Origin of the sequence: Cryobacterium sp. MP_3.1 (genome assembly GCF_035984795.1) — a bacterium.
Taxonomy (GTDB): Bacteria; Actinomycetota; Actinomycetes; order Actinomycetales; family Microbacteriaceae; genus Cryobacterium; species Cryobacterium zongtaii.
The window spans coordinates 85348-99613 of sequence record NZ_JAXCHV010000008.1; the positions used below are offsets into that span (position 1 = coordinate 85348).

A 14266-nucleotide genomic window follows, 5' to 3' on the forward strand; every position below is an offset into this window, starting at 1 on the left:
CGGTTCGCGGACGGGATCTACCAGCGCTCGTGGATGGACTCGCGCAGGAGGCGGTCGTAGATGGACTGCACGCCGACCATGAACTCGTCGGGCAGCTGCGGCACGGCGCCGGCGGCCGCGTTGCCCTGCGCCTGCGACACCGACCGGGCACCGGGGATCACCGAGGACACCCCGTCGATCTGCGCCACCCAGGCCAGCGCGGCCTGAGCGGGCGTGAGGCCCTCCGGCACCAGCGCGGCGAACTCGGTCGCGGCAATCAGGCCGGTCTCGTAGTCGACGCCGGAGAAGGTCTCGCCCACGTCGAAAGCGCTGCCGTCGCGGTTGTAATTGCGGTGGTCGTTCTCGGCGAAGGTGGTCTCCCGGGTGTACTTGCCGGTAAGCAGCCCGCTGGCCAGCGGCACCCGGGCGATGATGCCCACCCCGGCGGCGCGGGCGGCCGGCACAACCTCGTCGAGAGGCTTGAGCCTGAACGCGTTGAGGATGATCTGCACGGTGGCGATGCCGGGCCGGGCGATGGCCGCGAGGGCCTGCTCGCAGGTTTCCACGCTCACGCCGTAGTTGGCGATCACGCCTTCGTCGACGAGGGTGTCCAGGGCGTCGTAGACCTCGCCGGATTCGACGACCGCGCTCGGCGGGCAGTGCAGCTGCACCAGGTCGAGGGTCTCGGTGCCGAGGTTTCGGCGGGACCGCTCGGTCCACTCGCGGAAGTTCGCCAGCACGTAATTCTCCGGCAGCTGCTCGGCCCGACGGCCCATCTTGGTGGCCACGGTGATGTCAACGCCGGGGGCGCCGTGCTCGAGGAAGTGCCCGATGATCTGCTCGCTCCGGCCGTCGCCATAGACGTCCGCGGTGTCGAAGAAGGTGACGCCGGCCTCAACGGAGGCGGCGAGCACGGCGGTGGCGTCGGCCTCGGTGACGTCGCCCCAGTCGGCGCCCAGCTGCCAGGTGCCCAGTCCGATGACGGAGACGGTACGGCCGGTTCTGCCCAGAGTTCGTGTATCCATGTGTCAAGCCTAACCACGCGCTCCGGCGTTGCCGGGAGGCCGCAGGTCAGCGCGTCACACTGGTTGCTGCCGGTTCCGCCGCGGGTGTACCGAAACCGTCGATCACCTTCACCAGCACCTTCGCGATGCGGCGGCGCACTATGTGATCGTTGGCCTCCACCCGGTGGGTGGTGACGTGCCGCATCCGCTCCACCACCCGTAGGCTGCCCGGCGCCACGAAGGCGTCCAACGCTCCATAGATCAGGTCGACGGGGATGCGCAGGCCGGCGATGTCGCTCACCATGGTCTGCGATTCGATGCAGTGCTCCAGCGACTTCACGAACGGGGTCCAGGTGTCCTCGGTGAGTTCCAGGATGCCCTTGGGCAGCAGCCGGCCGAGCACCGCCGCGTTGGCGAGGGTGAAGTCCTTGTTCGACCGCAGGAACTCGTAGGCGCGGAGGTACGCGGTGACCCTGGCGCGCACCCACGGGTCGCCGATGTCGGCGGGCGAGAGATAGATCGGTGGCCCGACGAGGACCAGGCGGGAGACCCGCAGGCCTGGCCGGGTGTACCAGCGGTGCTCGGCGGCGTACCGGGTGGCGATCAGGCTGCCGAGCGAATGCCCGACCAGAACGAAGGGCTCCCGCAGGTTCAGCGCCCGGATGGTCGCGGCGAGCGCCGCGACATGGTCGTCGAGGGTGTACTCGCAGTCCGGCGGTGCCGGCGAGGCGCCATGGCCGAGGATGTCCACGGCGATGACCCGGTGCCCGGGGGCCAGCATCGGCACGACCTTGCGGAAGGTCACCGCGGTGGACGCGATGCCGTGCACCAGGATCACGACGGGCCCGGTGCCGGTGTCCGTCTGGATGAACAGGTGCGGAGCGCGGCGCCGACGGAAGGCATCCGTCAGCGCCGCCCAGCGTCCGCGGCCCGCGGCCACGGCGCCGCCCCCGGCGGCCGCGGCTAGCGCAGGCCTTCCTTGTAGTCGTTCTTGGCCTTGGTGGTGTCCCGTTCGGCCTCGGCGTGCTTGACCTCGGCCTCGGCCTTCTTCACCTCGGCGTCGGCCTTGGCTTCGTCGAGCTTGTCTGAGACGCGCTCCTTGGCGTCTTCCGCCGCGCGTCCGATCTTCTGGCCGGTGGCCGCGAGGGCATCTTTGGCGTCGTCTGCGAATCCCATGGTTCCTCCTAGAGCGAGAACTGAACAGTCTTTTCGTACATCTGCGCCGAAGAAACCGGCGCCACTTCGAGCGTACGACGCGGCCAAAGGTCGAGACTCGATTGTGATCCGACTCCCAGAAACCATCCAGATAGGGGATGCGGCCCGACCCTACAGTTGGCCCATGAGCTACAGCACGGAGACCCAGAGTGTGGCGCGGGGCGTCCAGGCACGGCGGCCCCGCCGCCTGAGAACCTGGGTCGGCGTAACCGGCGGCCTCGCCCTCATCGGCCTGCTCCTGGCCGGCTGCACCTCCCTCGGTTCGCAGAGCGCCAGCGACTCCGGCTACCGCTCGGAGTCAATGGACTCCGGCACCGTGCCCGGCCAGCTGCCCGCGCCGGGCGAGGCCGTCGTAGGGGATGTCGCGGAGGATGCCGCGGGCGAGGGCGCCGTCGCCGACCGCTCGGTGATCACGACGGGATCGGTGTCGCTGACCGTGGCCGACCCGATCCGGTCGGCCGAGAACGCCGCGATGATCGTCGAAGAGGCCGGCGGCCGCGTCGACAGCCGCACCGAAACCCCCGAGACCGACAACCAGTCCGCCAGCGCGAACCTGTCGCTGCGCATCCCCGTCGGCGACCTCGACCGCACCCTCGACGCCCTCCGGGACCTCGGCACCGTGAACTACGTGTCCCTGAATTCCTCCGACGTCACCCAGCAGAGCCAGGATCTGGACGCCCGGATCACGGCGTTGCGCACCTCCGTCGACAGGCTGCTGGCCCTCATGTCGCAGGCGACGACGACCGCCGACCTGATCGCCATCGAGAGCGAACTCTCGTCCCGCCAGGCCGAGCTGGAGGGCATGCAGTCCCAGCGCGACTACCTCTCCGACCAGATCGAGTACTCCACCATCGGCCTCGAGCTGTACTCCACCGGCACCGTCGCCCCCGGCGCCCCCGATAATTTCTGGACCGCCGTCGTGGCCGGCTGGAACACCCTGGTGACGGCGCTCGGCGCCCTCCTCGTCGGCGTCGGATTCGCCCTGCCCTGGCTTGCCATCGTGGCCGTGGCCGGCGGGATCGTCTTTCTCATCGTGCGTCTGGCCACGCGAAAGGGAAACGCTACGTAGGCTTGCAGGTGTGACCGAATCTTCCCGCCCCGCGCCGACGTTGCCCGCCTCCGGCGCGGTGCTCGACGACGCACTCCTCGGCCGCATCCGCTCCCGTGCCGCCACGCACGATGCCGCCAATACCTTCCCGTTCGACGACGTTGCCGAACTCGCCGCCGCCGGCTACCTGCGCGCGCTGGTGCCTACCCGCTTCGGCGGCCTGGGCCTCAGCCTGCCGCAGCTGGCGGCCGAGCAGTCCCGGCTGGCCGCGCACGCCCCGGCCACCGCCCTCGCGGTGAACATGCACCTGGTCTGGACCGGTGTCGCCAAGGCCATGCACGACAGGGGCGATACCGCCCTCGAGTTCGTCCTCACCGAGGCCGCGCAGGGCGCGATCTTCGGATTCGGGGTCAGCGAACCCGGCAACGACCTGGTGCTGTTCGGCTCCTCGACGGATGCGGCACCGCAGCAAGGCGGCGGCTACAGGTTCACCGGCACCAAAATCTTCACCTCCCTCTCCCCGGTCTGGACCCAGCTGGGCACCATGGGCCTGGACAGCTCCGATCCGGCCCGGCCGCTGATCGTGTGGGCGTTCCTCGACCGCGCCGACCCCGGCATCACCCGGAAGGACGACTGGGACACCCTCGGCATGCGCGGCAGCCAGAGCCAGACCACCCAGCTGGACGGGGCCTCCGCCCCTGCCGACCGGGTGGTGCGCACCCTCCCACCCGGACCGGTCAACGACCCGCTGATCTTCGGCATCTTCGCCACCTTCGAAATCCTGCTCTCGAGCGTGTACACCGGCATCGCCCAGCGGGCGCTGGAGCTGGGTGTTGCGGCCGCGAAACGGCGCCGCTCCGCCACGAACGACGGTCGTGCACTCGCGCAGGATCCAGACATCCGTCGCCGCATCGCCGAGGCGGCCCTGCTGCTGGATGCCGTGTACCCGCAGATTCAGACGCTGGCCCGCGACGTCGACACCCTCGTCGACCATGGCCCGTTCTGGTTCGCCAAGCTCGCCGGCCTCAAGCACCGCAGCGTGGAGAGCGCCAGGGAGGTCGTGGACCTGATGCTGCGGGTGAACGGCGGCGCCAGCTACTTCACCGGCGACGAACTCGGCCGGCTGTACCGCGACGTGCTGGCCGGGCTGTTCCACCCCTCCACCGCCGATTCCGCCCACGCCACCGTTGCCACCGCCTGGCTCGGCCCGCTCGATGTCTGAGCAGCCGCGCGCATTCCCTCCCCGCATCACCGATCCTCGAAGTGTTGAAGTTGTCCAGTTGACTGCCGTACCCCCCTCCTCTCCCCCCACGAACACCAAACCGGTGCCCGTCGCCGCGACGACCGCACCCATCCCCAAGCAGCCCTACCGGGCGCCGCACCCCACCACCCCGCGCCCGGTCACCACCAGCATCCCGATCCTGCGCGCCGATGCCACGGGCATCGCCGCCGTGCGCGCCTACGAGGATGCGCCGAGCACCTCCACCGTCGCGGTCCCGGTCATCGACATCGCCGCATACACCCGGTCGGTGCTTGACCTCACCATGCGGCTGGCCGAGGTGATCTTCGCCTCCGGCGCCGGAGCGGAAGACGCCACGGCGGCCATGCTCGCCCTGACGCGCGCGTACGGGCTGCGCGGCACCGAGGCGAACATCACCCACACGATCATCACGCTCACCCACGAAGACCAGTCCACCCACGAAGCCATCTCCCGCAGCCGGGACGTCAAGTACCGCACCCTGAACTACGCCAAGCTGACCGCCACGTCGGAGCTCATCGCCGACCTGATCGAAGAGCCCACGGATGTGCCGGAGGCCCGCAAACGCCTGGCCACGATCGTCTCGTCGAAGCCGCAGGTTACCCTGCTCTACCGTCGGATCGGCTGGAGCCTCGTCGGCGCCGGCGCGGCCGCGCTCTTCGGTGGCAGCCCGGTCGTGATCATTGCCGCGTTCGTCGCCGGATTCGTGATCGACTTCCTCACCACCGCGCTCGACAAACGGCGGGTGCCGTTGTTCTACCAAACCGTCGTCGGCGGGGCCATCGGTCCGATCTTCGCCGCGATCGTGCCCCTGATCGACCCCGGCGCCAGCCCGTCCCTCGTCGTGGTCGCCACCATCATCATGCTCTTGGCCGGGGTGACCACCTTCGGCGCGGTGCACGACACCCTGTCGGGGTTCTACCTCACCGGCACAGCGCGACTCATCGAGGCCCTCCTCATCACCGGTGGCCTGGTCGCCGGTGTGGCCGGTTCCTCGCTGGTCCTGGCCAGGTTCGGGCTCGACCTGGGGATCAGCGCCGATGTGCCCGCCTCTCTGGGTGTCGTGGCAATCCAGTTGGTCGCCGCGGTGGTCATCGTGGCGGGCTTCGCCCTGGGCACCCAGGTGCCCTGGCGGGCGTTCTGGGTGGTCTGCCTGCTCGGCGCCGTGGCCGAGGCGGTCTACCTGGGTGCCAGCAATGCCGGGTTCGGCCTGGTCTGGTCCTCCGGCGCCGCGGCGATGGGTGCCGGGCTTCTGGCGGCCGTCGGCGCACGCCTCGTGCGCACCCCTCCCCTGGTGATCGTCGTCTGCGCTCTGGTTCCGCTGGTGCCGGGCCTGGCGTTGTTCCGCGGGCTGCTGGAGATGGCCGACGGTGACATCAACGGGCTGCTCAACCTGCTCACCGCCGGCGCGATCGCGGTGGCCCTGGCGGCCAGCGCCATCCTGGCTCAGCTGATCGTGCAGTACGTGTGGGGTCCCGGCCGCAGCCTGCAGCGTCGTTTCGTGGGTCCGCTGATGGCACTGCCCGTACGGCTGAGCCGCAGCTCCAAGCCGGGAGCCCGCATCTAGCCCGGCACTCCGGCGGCAGCGCCTCCCGCGCTGCCCCCGGTGTGCAGGTCCGGTCGGTCAGTTGGGCACATCCCCCACCGCGGTCTCGTCAGACACGTCTTCGTCGACGAATCGGTACGGGATGGGTTCCTCGGTCTCCCGACCCTTGCGGTACGTGCGGGTGATCGTCTGGCCGTTTTCGACGGCTTCGAGCACCACCACGTCCTGGTACCCCCCGTTGGCGAAATGCAGTTCAATTTCGGTGCCGGACCCGATCACGTTCGGACCGAATAGCACTGCTTTGTACGTTTCCTGTGCGCTCATGATCTCCCGGCTCTCCGTACGACTTCTCGTCCCAGCGACGAGGAGCCTCATCGCAGACAGCCTACGTCGACACCCTCCAAAGGCACAGGCCCCGCAGAGGCCCCCAATCGGGCCGTGTCGGGGGCGGCGTTCCGGCACGCCCTCGTCTCGAGGTGCCCTTTGTGCCGAACCCGCGTAGGGTCAGATCATCCGTGCCGCCCAGGTTCAGGTCGAAGGAGTACACATGGCTGACAAATCACCCAAGAAGGATGCGACCAAGAAGGTCGCCGGCAAGTCGCTGAAGGAAAAGCGCGCCGACAAGCAGCTCAAGTCCGCTGAGACCGAAAAAGCTCGCAAGCGCTAACTCGTCTCCGGCCGGGCGCACCGCGCCCAGCGCACGAACCTCACCGGTGTCGCCTGCCTGCAGGCGGCACCGGTTTCGTGTGGGTCAGACCATAAAACGCACCCCCGCGGCGACAGCTCCGCCGCCGGGCATGTCGTCGGCCCGCACCGCGAAGATCTCCGCCCCCGACAGCAGCGCCCGCCGCAGGATCTCGTCGACGACACCGTAGGTGATGGCGTCGTCCTCCGCGCTCAGGGTGACCGCTCCAGTCTCCTCGTCGACCAGCCCCGGCACGCTCTGGTCGATGTCCACGAACAGGGTGTCGACCGCGCCGTAGGTGGCGGCTCGCGCCACGTCGCTGAGGTCGGTGACGGCCCGGCCGTGCGCGGCTCGACGGGCCATGCGGTCCTTGAGTCCGTCCAGCTCCGCCGCGTAGAGCTCGTCGAGGATGCCGCGCGCCGCCCGCCCCAGCTCCTCGTCCGGGGTCTCTTCGGGGTTGCCGGGGATGATCGCCTCGGTGAGGTTGGGGTAGCTGTTCACCGAGCGGTAGATGCCGGCCAGGGGTTCGGCGGCGGCAAGGATCAACGGCAGGTCCAGGCCGCTGAGCACCGGTCGCAGCGCCCGGTCGATCGCTCGCGCGTATTGGCGCATCCGCACCTTCTGCCCTTCGGCGCCCTGGATGCGGCCGCCCATGATGTGGCTGTCCTGGGTGCGGCCGTTGATCGACGGCAGGCCCACCGCGTCGGCGACGTCGCTGGGCAGCCCGGGCACCGAGACCGCGTAGACCGGGCTTTCCGCGCTGATCTCCAGCAACCGCACGGAGTTCTGCGCGAGGGCGAGCACAAAAGCGGCCTGCGGGAACGTGACCGCGCGCAGCAACGGCTTGAGGTAGAACCGGTCCGAGACCTCCAGCGCCCCGCCGAGCCGGTTGGGCAGCCGGAAGGTCCGCACGCTGTCCGGGGTGGCGAAGATCGCCAGGCTGTACGACAGCGACCGCCAGAAATCCGAGTCCTGGATGAGGTCGTCGAGGGTTTCCTGCAGTTCCTCGATGGGTCCCTTATCGGTGCCGGCATCGCGCAGCTGTTGCACGGCCTCCGTCAGCCGGTTTTTCAGCTCCATCCTGGCCTTTTCGGACTCCTGGGGCAGCGGGCTGGTGCTGAGGTAGATCGAGACGCACGGATGTTTGCGCACCGTTGCGAGGGTGTCGACGTCGTCTCGGGTGGGTATGTCGGTGTGCAGCACGGCAGGAGCTCCTTTGATCCGGGTGCCCACGTGCCGCCCCCCGCTCGACCGTGAGCCTCTTCTGGGGCCACTCTAACCACTCGGCCCGCTTCCCATAAGGGCGACCGCAGTCCGCTCGGAGTGGATACGGTGGAGGCTGCGCATGAACAAGGGGGCTCCATCCGCACTCACAATCGCACCACAGTCACGACCATGGTGATCCTGGCGGCCCTCGCAGCCGTCGGCCTCACCGGATGCTCCATCCAGGGCAACGCGGCCGAGAGCTGGCTCAGCAAGAGCCAGATCATCGAGTCCACTGACCACTCCATGACCGGCTGCTCGGCCATGTGCGATCCGGAGGTCGAGGGCACCATCCGCGAATCCGCCACCGCCGCCGAGGTTCGTCGCCTCGGTGAGGCCGCGACGGACTACCTGTCGTCGCACGGGGGCGACGAGGTGGGCATGACCCTGGAGTTCGGGAAGGTGAGCTTCGAAATCGGGGGCACGCAGGACGAGACGTCGCAGCTGATGGACCTGGCACTCTCCACGTTCGATGACGACCGGGTGTCCATCGCCTACGTCAACAGGTCCTACGTCACCCTGTACGGAGCGAAGACCGACGTCTCGACGCTCTTCACCGAGTATGCGGGGGCCAAGGATCGTCCACTCACCGCCAGGGCCGACGGAGACGACGACGACAAACACACCAATTTCATCATCGAGGAAGGTACGGAGCGGTGCGATATCTCTGAGCCGCTGATCGCCCACTTCGACACGTTCATCCTTGATCCCGGGGTCACGTCGCTCTGGCTGGGGCCGTGCACGAAACTCGAGGTGGCGGTCGCCGACGAGTCGGGCGTGGATGCGATGGTCGAAAAGGTTCAGCAGTTGGCTTCCGATCCGAGGTACGCCTCGATGGAGTTCAGCGTCGCGACCGAGGACGGCTCGCCGTACGCCATCACCGCAGACACCCCGCAGCTGGATCCGCTGTTTGCCCTGTTCGACGCCACCCCCGGCGTGGCCTCGTACTCGGTGACGGACAACGTCATCCTTGTCGGGGTCTCCGACCCGGCGCTGTTCCGCTCGATAGTCACAACCATCGATGCCGCACCCCGGCCCGGCTTCATCACGGGGATCCGGGTCGGCCACGACTGGGCATCCGTGTACATCAACGGTGACGGCACGCTGGCCGCACAGATCAGCACCGCCGAGGCAATGTTCGCCTCGAACGGCGCGCGCGCCGAGGACGACAAGGTTTCGTTCAGCGCGGGGAGTGACGGCACCCTGGGCTTCGGACCCGTGCACTACGACGAGGAAGCCGGACGGCAGATCGTGGACGCGGTCGTTGCCGGTGGGCTCTGGAAGACCTCGAGTACCAGGATCGAGGTCTTCGATCAGCCGGTGGTCTTCACGGTCACGGCCGCCGCCGGATCAGAGACCTTCGTGGCGACACGGTCCAATGAGACGCCTGAGACCACCAGCGCAATCAAGAATTTGAACACGTACTGGGCCGCCCAGACCGGCTCGGGCTAAGCATCCGGGCCCCGGTTCAACAGCGCAGCCACGGCCGCCTCTCCACGGATCAGGGCGAGCATCGCCAGGATCTCGTCGACGAGCGCCGCGGTCACTCCCGCCGTGACGATGCTGTACCGCCCGATGGCCTCCAGACCGTCGGCCCGCACCCGGATCACCGCCCAGCCCACCTCCTCCAGGGCCGCGTCCTTCTCGCGGTCGGAGACCTCCTTGAGGCCGCGGTGCGAGGTCTTGGCACGGCCGGGCGAGTCGTATTCGATCGCCACCTTGAGGGCGGGGATGATGACGTCCGGCCACACCTCGGGCTTGCCATAGAAGGTGCGGTTGATGCGAATCGCATTCACCCGGTGCGGCAGGCGGATGCGTTCGCCCAGCAGCATCCGCAGCTTCTGTTCGGCCTGGGAGGTGCGGGTCTTCAACCCGGGCTTCATGAACGGCACGCCGCCCTCGTGACGGGCGGCCGGCGCCTGGGCGTTCCGGGCGCACTTGGGGCAGCCGGGTCCGGTGAGGCTCTCCCGCACGCTGGCCCGGTACCGGGAGTGCCCGCGGCTGCAGATCCACTCGTAGCTCGCCCCGATGCGGGTCTCCCGCGCCAGGGCGGCACGGCCGGCCGAGGCAACGCGGCGCAGCAGCTGCTCCCGGGAGCGCTGGGTCTCGGCCAGCAGCATGCACAGCGGGCACTGCCGCTCCAGGGTGACGCGCGCCTCGGCCGCATCCGCGCCGTGCCCGCAGCGGAACCGCACGGTGGTTCCCACCGGTGTCGCTTCCTCATTCATCCCGTTGCCCGGCTTCCGCTCTCGTGTCGTTGACCGTCACGGTAGCAACGACGACCGACAGCGGCGGCGCCTCCCCGGGCGAGGGGCGCGTTGAGTTGCGGGAGCGTGGTGGCCGAGTCAGGCGCCGGTGTGCGCTTCGATGACCGCGCGCATCAGCGGCAGTGCGAACTGGTCGGCGATCTGGATGCCCGAATGGCTGCCGAGATCCGGGTCGGCGCCGGCTGTGAGCAGGTCGACGAGGATCGGCTCGTTGTTCCGGAACACTGCGCAGGCCAGGGCCGTCTGACCCATGCCGTTCACGATGGCGGTGTCGGCACCGCGGCGCAGCAGCTCCTGGACGGTCTCGCGGTGCTGCCCGTAGGCGGCCACAATCAGCAGGCTGTCGCCGCGACCGTTGACGAGGTCCAGCGGCACGCCGGCGTCGAGCATCTCGCCCAGCGGGCCGGTGCGACCGTCCCTGGCGAGTTCGAAGACACCCTCGACGACGGCCGCGAGCGGCACTGTTGCCGGCTGGTCCTGCTGGGCTGTCATGGTCGTCTCCGGTCGTCTCAGACACAGAAGGACCGCAGCCCGGGGGCCGCGGTCCTTCTGTTTCAGTGGTGGAGCTAAGGAGATTCGAACTCCTGACCTTCTCATTGCGAACGAGACGCGCTACCAACTGCGCCATAGCCCCAGACTGCGTATTTACAATATCACGCGAGTGCGGCGCCTTCGAACCGTCAGCCGACGGCGCGGCGGCGGCGGAGCACCGCGTCGAGGTCGGTCATGCCGGGTTCGGTGTCACCGATGATGCCCATCTTGGCGAACCGGCTCGGCGCCGCCTGCGGGGCGGTCTTGACGGCGGGGGCGGTGCCACGGGCGACCACCGGGCGGGTGATCGGGGTGACCTCGGACGGGGCGATGGCCTCTGCCATGGCCAGCGCGCGGCGCTGCAGTTCGGCTTCAGCGGCGGCCTGGCGCAGTTGGGCGGCGGCATCCACCGACGCCATCGCGGCCTGGGCGATCGAGCCCGGCGACAGGTGCAGGGGCTTGGGCAGCGGCTGCGGGGTCCACGGGCTGGGCTGGACGACGGGGGCCTCGTCGACGAAATGCACGGGCTCGAAACGCTGGCCGCGGGCGCCGGCGGGCGCGCGACGGCCGGCGGCAGCGGCGTCGGCATCCGCTGCAGCGCGCGGGGCGCGGGCGGAGCGGCTGACGGTGGCGAGCCGGCCGAGGGTGGCGACGGCGGTCGCCGCGGCGACCAGGCCGCCGGCCAGGAGCGTCCACACGCCCGCTGAGAGCATGGTGGCGCCCACGACGGTGAACACCAGGCCGATGAGCAGCAGCAGGGTGGAGAGGGCACGCATGGTGCGCAGGCGTTTGGCCTTGCCGGCCGGGGTGAGAGCTTTGGGTCGGGCGGCGGCGGCGCGCAGGACCGCGGCGCGCCGGGCGGCCGTGGCGGCATCGCCGGCGGCCTTCGAGGCGATCCGGGCGTCTTCCTCGGCCTGGGCGAGGAGTTTGCGTTGGGCGGACACGCCGCGTGCGTTGGTTTCCACGCGTACCTCCTGGGGAATTTCCGACGTCTCGGCGAGGATCCGCAGGGTCTGCTGCAGACGCACGGCATTGCGTTCGGTGGCGAGATATTGCCGGCGTCTCGCCCATGTCGGCATGAGATACGTCACCCAGAGCGCGGCGGCAACGGCCACCATCACTCCCCCACCCAGGACTTCGCTACTCATGCTCCCTAACGTATGAGTCGCGGGGCCTTCCGTGCCTGATTACCGGGGGGTGTGTCACTTGTCGGCCACCTCGAGCGGATGCGCGGCGGCGGCCGTGTCGAACTCGTTCACGGACGCCAGACCCGGCGGCACCAGGCCGTCCTGCCAGCGGCGCAGCACACCACCGCGCACCTCCTCGGCCACCATGCCGAACGCGAAGTGGTCGCGCCAGGCGCCGTTGATGTGGATGAACCGTCGGCGCAGACCCTCGTACCGGAAGCCGAGCTTCTCGACGACCCTCAACGACGGCGCGTTCTCCGGCCGGATGCAGATCTCCATCCGGTGCAGGCCGAGTTGGCTGAAGCAGTAGTCGGTGGCCAGGGCCACGGCGATCGGGGTGATCGACCGGCCCGCGAACTCCTCGCCGACCCAGTAGCCGATCGACGCGCTGGACAGCGACCCCCAGGTGATCGACGACACGTTCAGCTGGCCGGCCAGTTCGCCGTTGTACTCGACCAGGAAAGGCAATCCGCTGCCGGTGCGTGAGTGCGCGAGCAGACTGCGGATGCTGGCCCGGGTGTCGAACGACATCGGCGCGTACGGGCTGGTGGCCTCCCAGGTGCGCAGCCAGGACCGGTTCTCCATCAGCTCACGCTCGAGGGCCCTGGCGTCACGTAACCGGATCGGGCGCAGGGTCACGGCCCCCTCACGGAGCGTAGGAATCGCGGTCGGCACGATGAACCCGTCTACTTGGGGGCCGAAGCCCGATGATGACCGAATCTTAGTCCGGTGCCGACCTGAGCAACCTGCACGCTACTCGAGAGTGGAGGTGAATTCCTTGAGCCAGGGGCGCAGTTCCACGCCGAGGTCGTCGCGGTCGACGGCCAGCTGGATGATCGCCTTGATGTAGTCGAGCCGGTCGCCGGTGTCGTAGCGGCGGCCACGGAAGATGACGCCGTAGACGCCGCCGGTGGTCTCGGGGTTGACGGCCATCTCCTGCAGGGCGTCGGTGAGCTGGATCTCGTTGCCCTTGCCCGGCTGGGTGTGCTCGAGCACGTCGAAGACCTCGGGGCGCAGCACGTACCGGCCGATGATGGCCAGGTTCGACGGGGCATCCTCTGCCGCCGGCTTCTCGACCAGACCGGTGATGCGCACCACGTCGGGGTCGTCGGTCTTCTCAATCGCGGCCGCACCGTACAGGTGGATCTGCGACGGGTCGACCTCGAGCAGCGCCACAACGCTGGTATTGCGGGTGATCTGCTCGGAGAGCATCTTGTCCAGCAGCGGGTCGCGGGCGTCGATGATGTCGTCACCGAGCAGCACGGCGAACGGTTCGCGGCCCACGTGCATCTTGGCGCGGAGCACCGCGTGGCCGAGGCCGAGCGGGTCACCCTGGCGCACGTAGTGCATGTCGGCGAGGTCGGTGGACTCGTTCACCTTGGCCAGGCGGTCGCGGTCACCCTTCTGGATGAGCACCGCCTCGAGCTCGGTGACCCGGTCGAAATGGTTCTCCAGGGCGTTCTTGTTGCGACCGGTGATCATGAGCACATCGGTCAGCCCGGCGGCCACGGCCTCTTCCACCACATACTGGATGGCAGGCTTGTCGACGACCGGCAGCATTTCCTTAGGCATCGCCTTGGTTGCCGGCAGAAACCGGGTTCCCATACCGGCAGCGGGAATAACGGCCTTTGTTATGTGAGTAACCATGGCATTAGGTTAGCGGCAACCTGTATTGGTTACGCACCTAGGATGACTTGTATGGATTCTGACATCGAGCACCGCAAGCGGGCGCTCCGCGCAGACCTCCGGGAGCGCCGCCACAACATGCCCGCAGCGGAACGTGAAGCCGCCACCGCGGGGTTCACCGAGAACCTGCAGAGCATCGTCACCGACCTGTCCGCCCGGTCGATCACCTGCTATCTGTCCAGCCCCACCGAGCCGAACACCCGCCCGTTCGTCAACTGGGCCGAGGCCAGGGGCATCCGGGTGCTGTTCCCGGTGTCGCGGGACGACGGGCTGCTCGACTGGACCGTCGGCGAGGAGGAGACCGAGGTGCAGGGCCTCTCGGGTGCCCCGGAGCCCCAGGGCGAGCTGCTCGGCCCGATCGCGATCAACGACGTTGACCTGATCATCGTGCCCGCGGCGGCCATCGACAAGACCGGCCTGCGAATGGGGTGGGGCCGCGGCTACTTCGACAAGACCCTCGGGTCGATGGAGAAGTGCCCGCCGGTGTACGCCGTGGTCTACGACAATGAATACGTCGACGATGTTCCCCGGGAGGTGCACGACCAGCCGGTGAACGGCCTCGTCACTCCCACTCGCATCGTCGTCTTCTAGACTTTC

General features: G+C 68.8%; 15 protein-coding genes and 1 tRNA gene. 5 read left to right on the forward strand and 11 right to left on the reverse strand.

Annotated features, from left to right (window positions below):
- Positions 1-17 precede the first annotated feature (17 nt).
- The 3 genes from RCH12_RS07385 to RCH12_RS07395 are packed head-to-tail and all read right to left on the reverse strand — an operon-like array spanning position 18 to position 2159.
- A complete protein-coding gene (locus RCH12_RS07385) occupies positions 18-1004 on the reverse strand; it encodes an aldo/keto reductase (RefSeq protein ID WP_088456985.1) in 987 nt (328 codons plus the stop codon).
- Positions 1005-1050: 46 nt separating this feature from the next.
- Positions 1051-1923, reverse strand: a complete 873-nt coding sequence (locus RCH12_RS07390; protein ID WP_327016502.1) for an alpha/beta fold hydrolase — start codon at positions 1921-1923, stop codon at positions 1051-1053.
- A 23-nt stretch (positions 1924-1946) separates the two neighbouring features.
- Positions 1947-2159, reverse strand: coding sequence for a hypothetical protein (locus RCH12_RS07395; protein WP_103429501.1), 213 nt, complete (start codon positions 2157-2159; stop codon positions 1947-1949).
- 163 nt (positions 2160-2322) lie between these two features.
- Here RCH12_RS07395 and RCH12_RS07400 point away from each other — a divergent pair, with 163 nt between their 5' ends.
- The 3 genes from RCH12_RS07400 to RCH12_RS07410 are packed head-to-tail and all read left to right on the forward strand — an operon-like array spanning position 2323 to position 6071.
- The gene (locus RCH12_RS07400) at positions 2323-3267 is read left to right on the forward strand and encodes a DUF4349 domain-containing protein (protein WP_327016503.1); all 945 of its coding nucleotides are present in this window, start codon (positions 2323-2325) and stop codon (positions 3265-3267) included.
- Positions 3268-3277: 10 nt separating this feature from the next.
- A complete protein-coding gene (locus tag RCH12_RS07405; RefSeq protein ID WP_327016504.1) occupies positions 3278-4468 on the forward strand; it encodes an acyl-CoA dehydrogenase family protein in 1191 nt (396 codons plus the stop codon).
- A 58-nt stretch (positions 4469-4526) separates the two neighbouring features.
- A complete protein-coding gene (locus tag RCH12_RS07410) occupies positions 4527-6071 on the forward strand; it encodes a threonine/serine ThrE exporter family protein (protein ID WP_165788948.1) in 1545 nt (514 codons plus the stop codon).
- A 57-nt stretch (positions 6072-6128) separates the two neighbouring features.
- Here RCH12_RS07410 and RCH12_RS07415 read toward each other — a convergent pair whose 3' ends face one another.
- Together RCH12_RS07415 and RCH12_RS07420 are read right to left on the reverse strand one after the other, a co-directional pair.
- Positions 6129-6374, reverse strand: coding sequence for a hypothetical protein (locus RCH12_RS07415; protein WP_133159699.1), 246 nt, complete (start codon positions 6372-6374; stop codon positions 6129-6131).
- Positions 6375-6801: 427 nt separating this feature from the next.
- Complete coding sequence (locus tag RCH12_RS07420; RefSeq protein WP_103429496.1) at positions 6802-7938, reverse strand: baeRF11 domain-containing protein; 1137 nt, start codon at positions 7936-7938, stop codon at positions 6802-6804.
- A gap of 192 nt (positions 7939-8130) precedes the next feature.
- On the opposite strand from RCH12_RS07420, the gene RCH12_RS07425 reads away from it, so the two are divergent.
- Positions 8131-9450, forward strand: coding sequence for a hypothetical protein (locus RCH12_RS07425; RefSeq protein WP_327016505.1), 1320 nt, complete (start codon positions 8131-8133; stop codon positions 9448-9450).
- On the opposite strand, the gene RCH12_RS07430 is transcribed toward RCH12_RS07425, so the two are convergent.
- The 6 genes from RCH12_RS07430 to galU all read right to left on the reverse strand — a co-directional run bounded on the left by RCH12_RS07430 (position 9447) and on the right by galU (position 13630).
- Positions 9447-10205: a zinc-ribbon domain-containing protein gene (locus tag RCH12_RS07430; protein WP_327016506.1), complete on the reverse strand. Its 759-nt coding sequence runs from the start codon at positions 10203-10205 to the stop codon at positions 9447-9449. The genes RCH12_RS07425 and RCH12_RS07430 overlap by 4 nt on opposite strands.
- A gap of 138 nt (positions 10206-10343) precedes the next feature.
- A complete protein-coding gene (locus RCH12_RS07435; RefSeq protein WP_103429493.1) occupies positions 10344-10757 on the reverse strand; it encodes an ankyrin repeat domain-containing protein in 414 nt (137 codons plus the stop codon).
- 66 nt (positions 10758-10823) lie between these two features.
- Positions 10824-10899, reverse strand: a tRNA-Ala gene (locus RCH12_RS07440).
- 46 nt (positions 10900-10945) lie between these two features.
- Positions 10946-11944, reverse strand: a complete 999-nt coding sequence (locus tag RCH12_RS07445; RefSeq protein ID WP_327016507.1) for a hypothetical protein — start codon at positions 11942-11944, stop codon at positions 10946-10948.
- 54 nt (positions 11945-11998) lie between these two features.
- On the reverse strand, positions 11999-12658 hold the full coding sequence (locus tag RCH12_RS07450; RefSeq protein ID WP_103432295.1) for a GNAT family N-acetyltransferase: 660 nt from the start codon (positions 12656-12658) through the stop codon (positions 11999-12001).
- Positions 12659-12736: 78 nt separating this feature from the next.
- Positions 12737-13630: a UTP--glucose-1-phosphate uridylyltransferase GalU gene (gene galU, locus RCH12_RS07455; RefSeq protein ID WP_103432296.1), complete on the reverse strand. Its 894-nt coding sequence runs from the start codon at positions 13628-13630 to the stop codon at positions 12737-12739.
- A 51-nt stretch (positions 13631-13681) separates the two neighbouring features.
- On the opposite strand from galU, the gene RCH12_RS07460 reads away from it, so the two are divergent.
- A complete protein-coding gene (locus tag RCH12_RS07460; protein WP_103432297.1) occupies positions 13682-14260 on the forward strand; it encodes a 5-formyltetrahydrofolate cyclo-ligase in 579 nt (192 codons plus the stop codon).
- Positions 14261-14266: the final 6 nt, after the last annotated feature.

What these genes read in the sequence shown, in the direction of transcription:
- RCH12_RS07435 (WP_103429493.1), bottom strand. Translation starts at nt 10,757, where the DNA reads ATGACAGCCCAGCAGGACCAGCCGGCAACAGTGCCGCTCGCGGCCGTC.
- RCH12_RS07425 (WP_327016505.1), top strand. Translation starts at nt 8,131, where the DNA reads ATGGTGATCCTGGCGGCCCTCGCAGCCGTCGGCCTCACCGGATGCTCC.
- RCH12_RS07400 (WP_327016503.1), top strand. Translation starts at nt 2,323, where the DNA reads ATGAGCTACAGCACGGAGACCCAGAGTGTGGCGCGGGGCGTCCAGGCA.
- RCH12_RS07385 (WP_088456985.1), bottom strand. Translation starts at nt 1,004, where the DNA reads ATGGATACACGAACTCTGGGCAGAACCGGCCGTACCGTCTCCGTCATC.
- RCH12_RS07415 (WP_133159699.1), bottom strand. Translation starts at nt 6,374, where the DNA reads ATGAGCGCACAGGAAACGTACAAAGCAGTGCTATTCGGTCCGAACGTG.
- RCH12_RS07445 (WP_327016507.1), bottom strand. Translation starts at nt 11,944, where the DNA reads ATGAGTAGCGAAGTCCTGGGTGGGGGAGTGATGGTGGCCGTTGCCGCC.
- galU (WP_103432296.1), bottom strand. Translation starts at nt 13,630, where the DNA reads ATGGTTACTCACATAACAAAGGCCGTTATTCCCGCTGCCGGTATGGGA.
- RCH12_RS07460 (WP_103432297.1), top strand. Translation starts at nt 13,682, where the DNA reads ATGGATTCTGACATCGAGCACCGCAAGCGGGCGCTCCGCGCAGACCTC.
- RCH12_RS07395 (WP_103429501.1), bottom strand. Translation starts at nt 2,159, where the DNA reads ATGGGATTCGCAGACGACGCCAAAGATGCCCTCGCGGCCACCGGCCAG.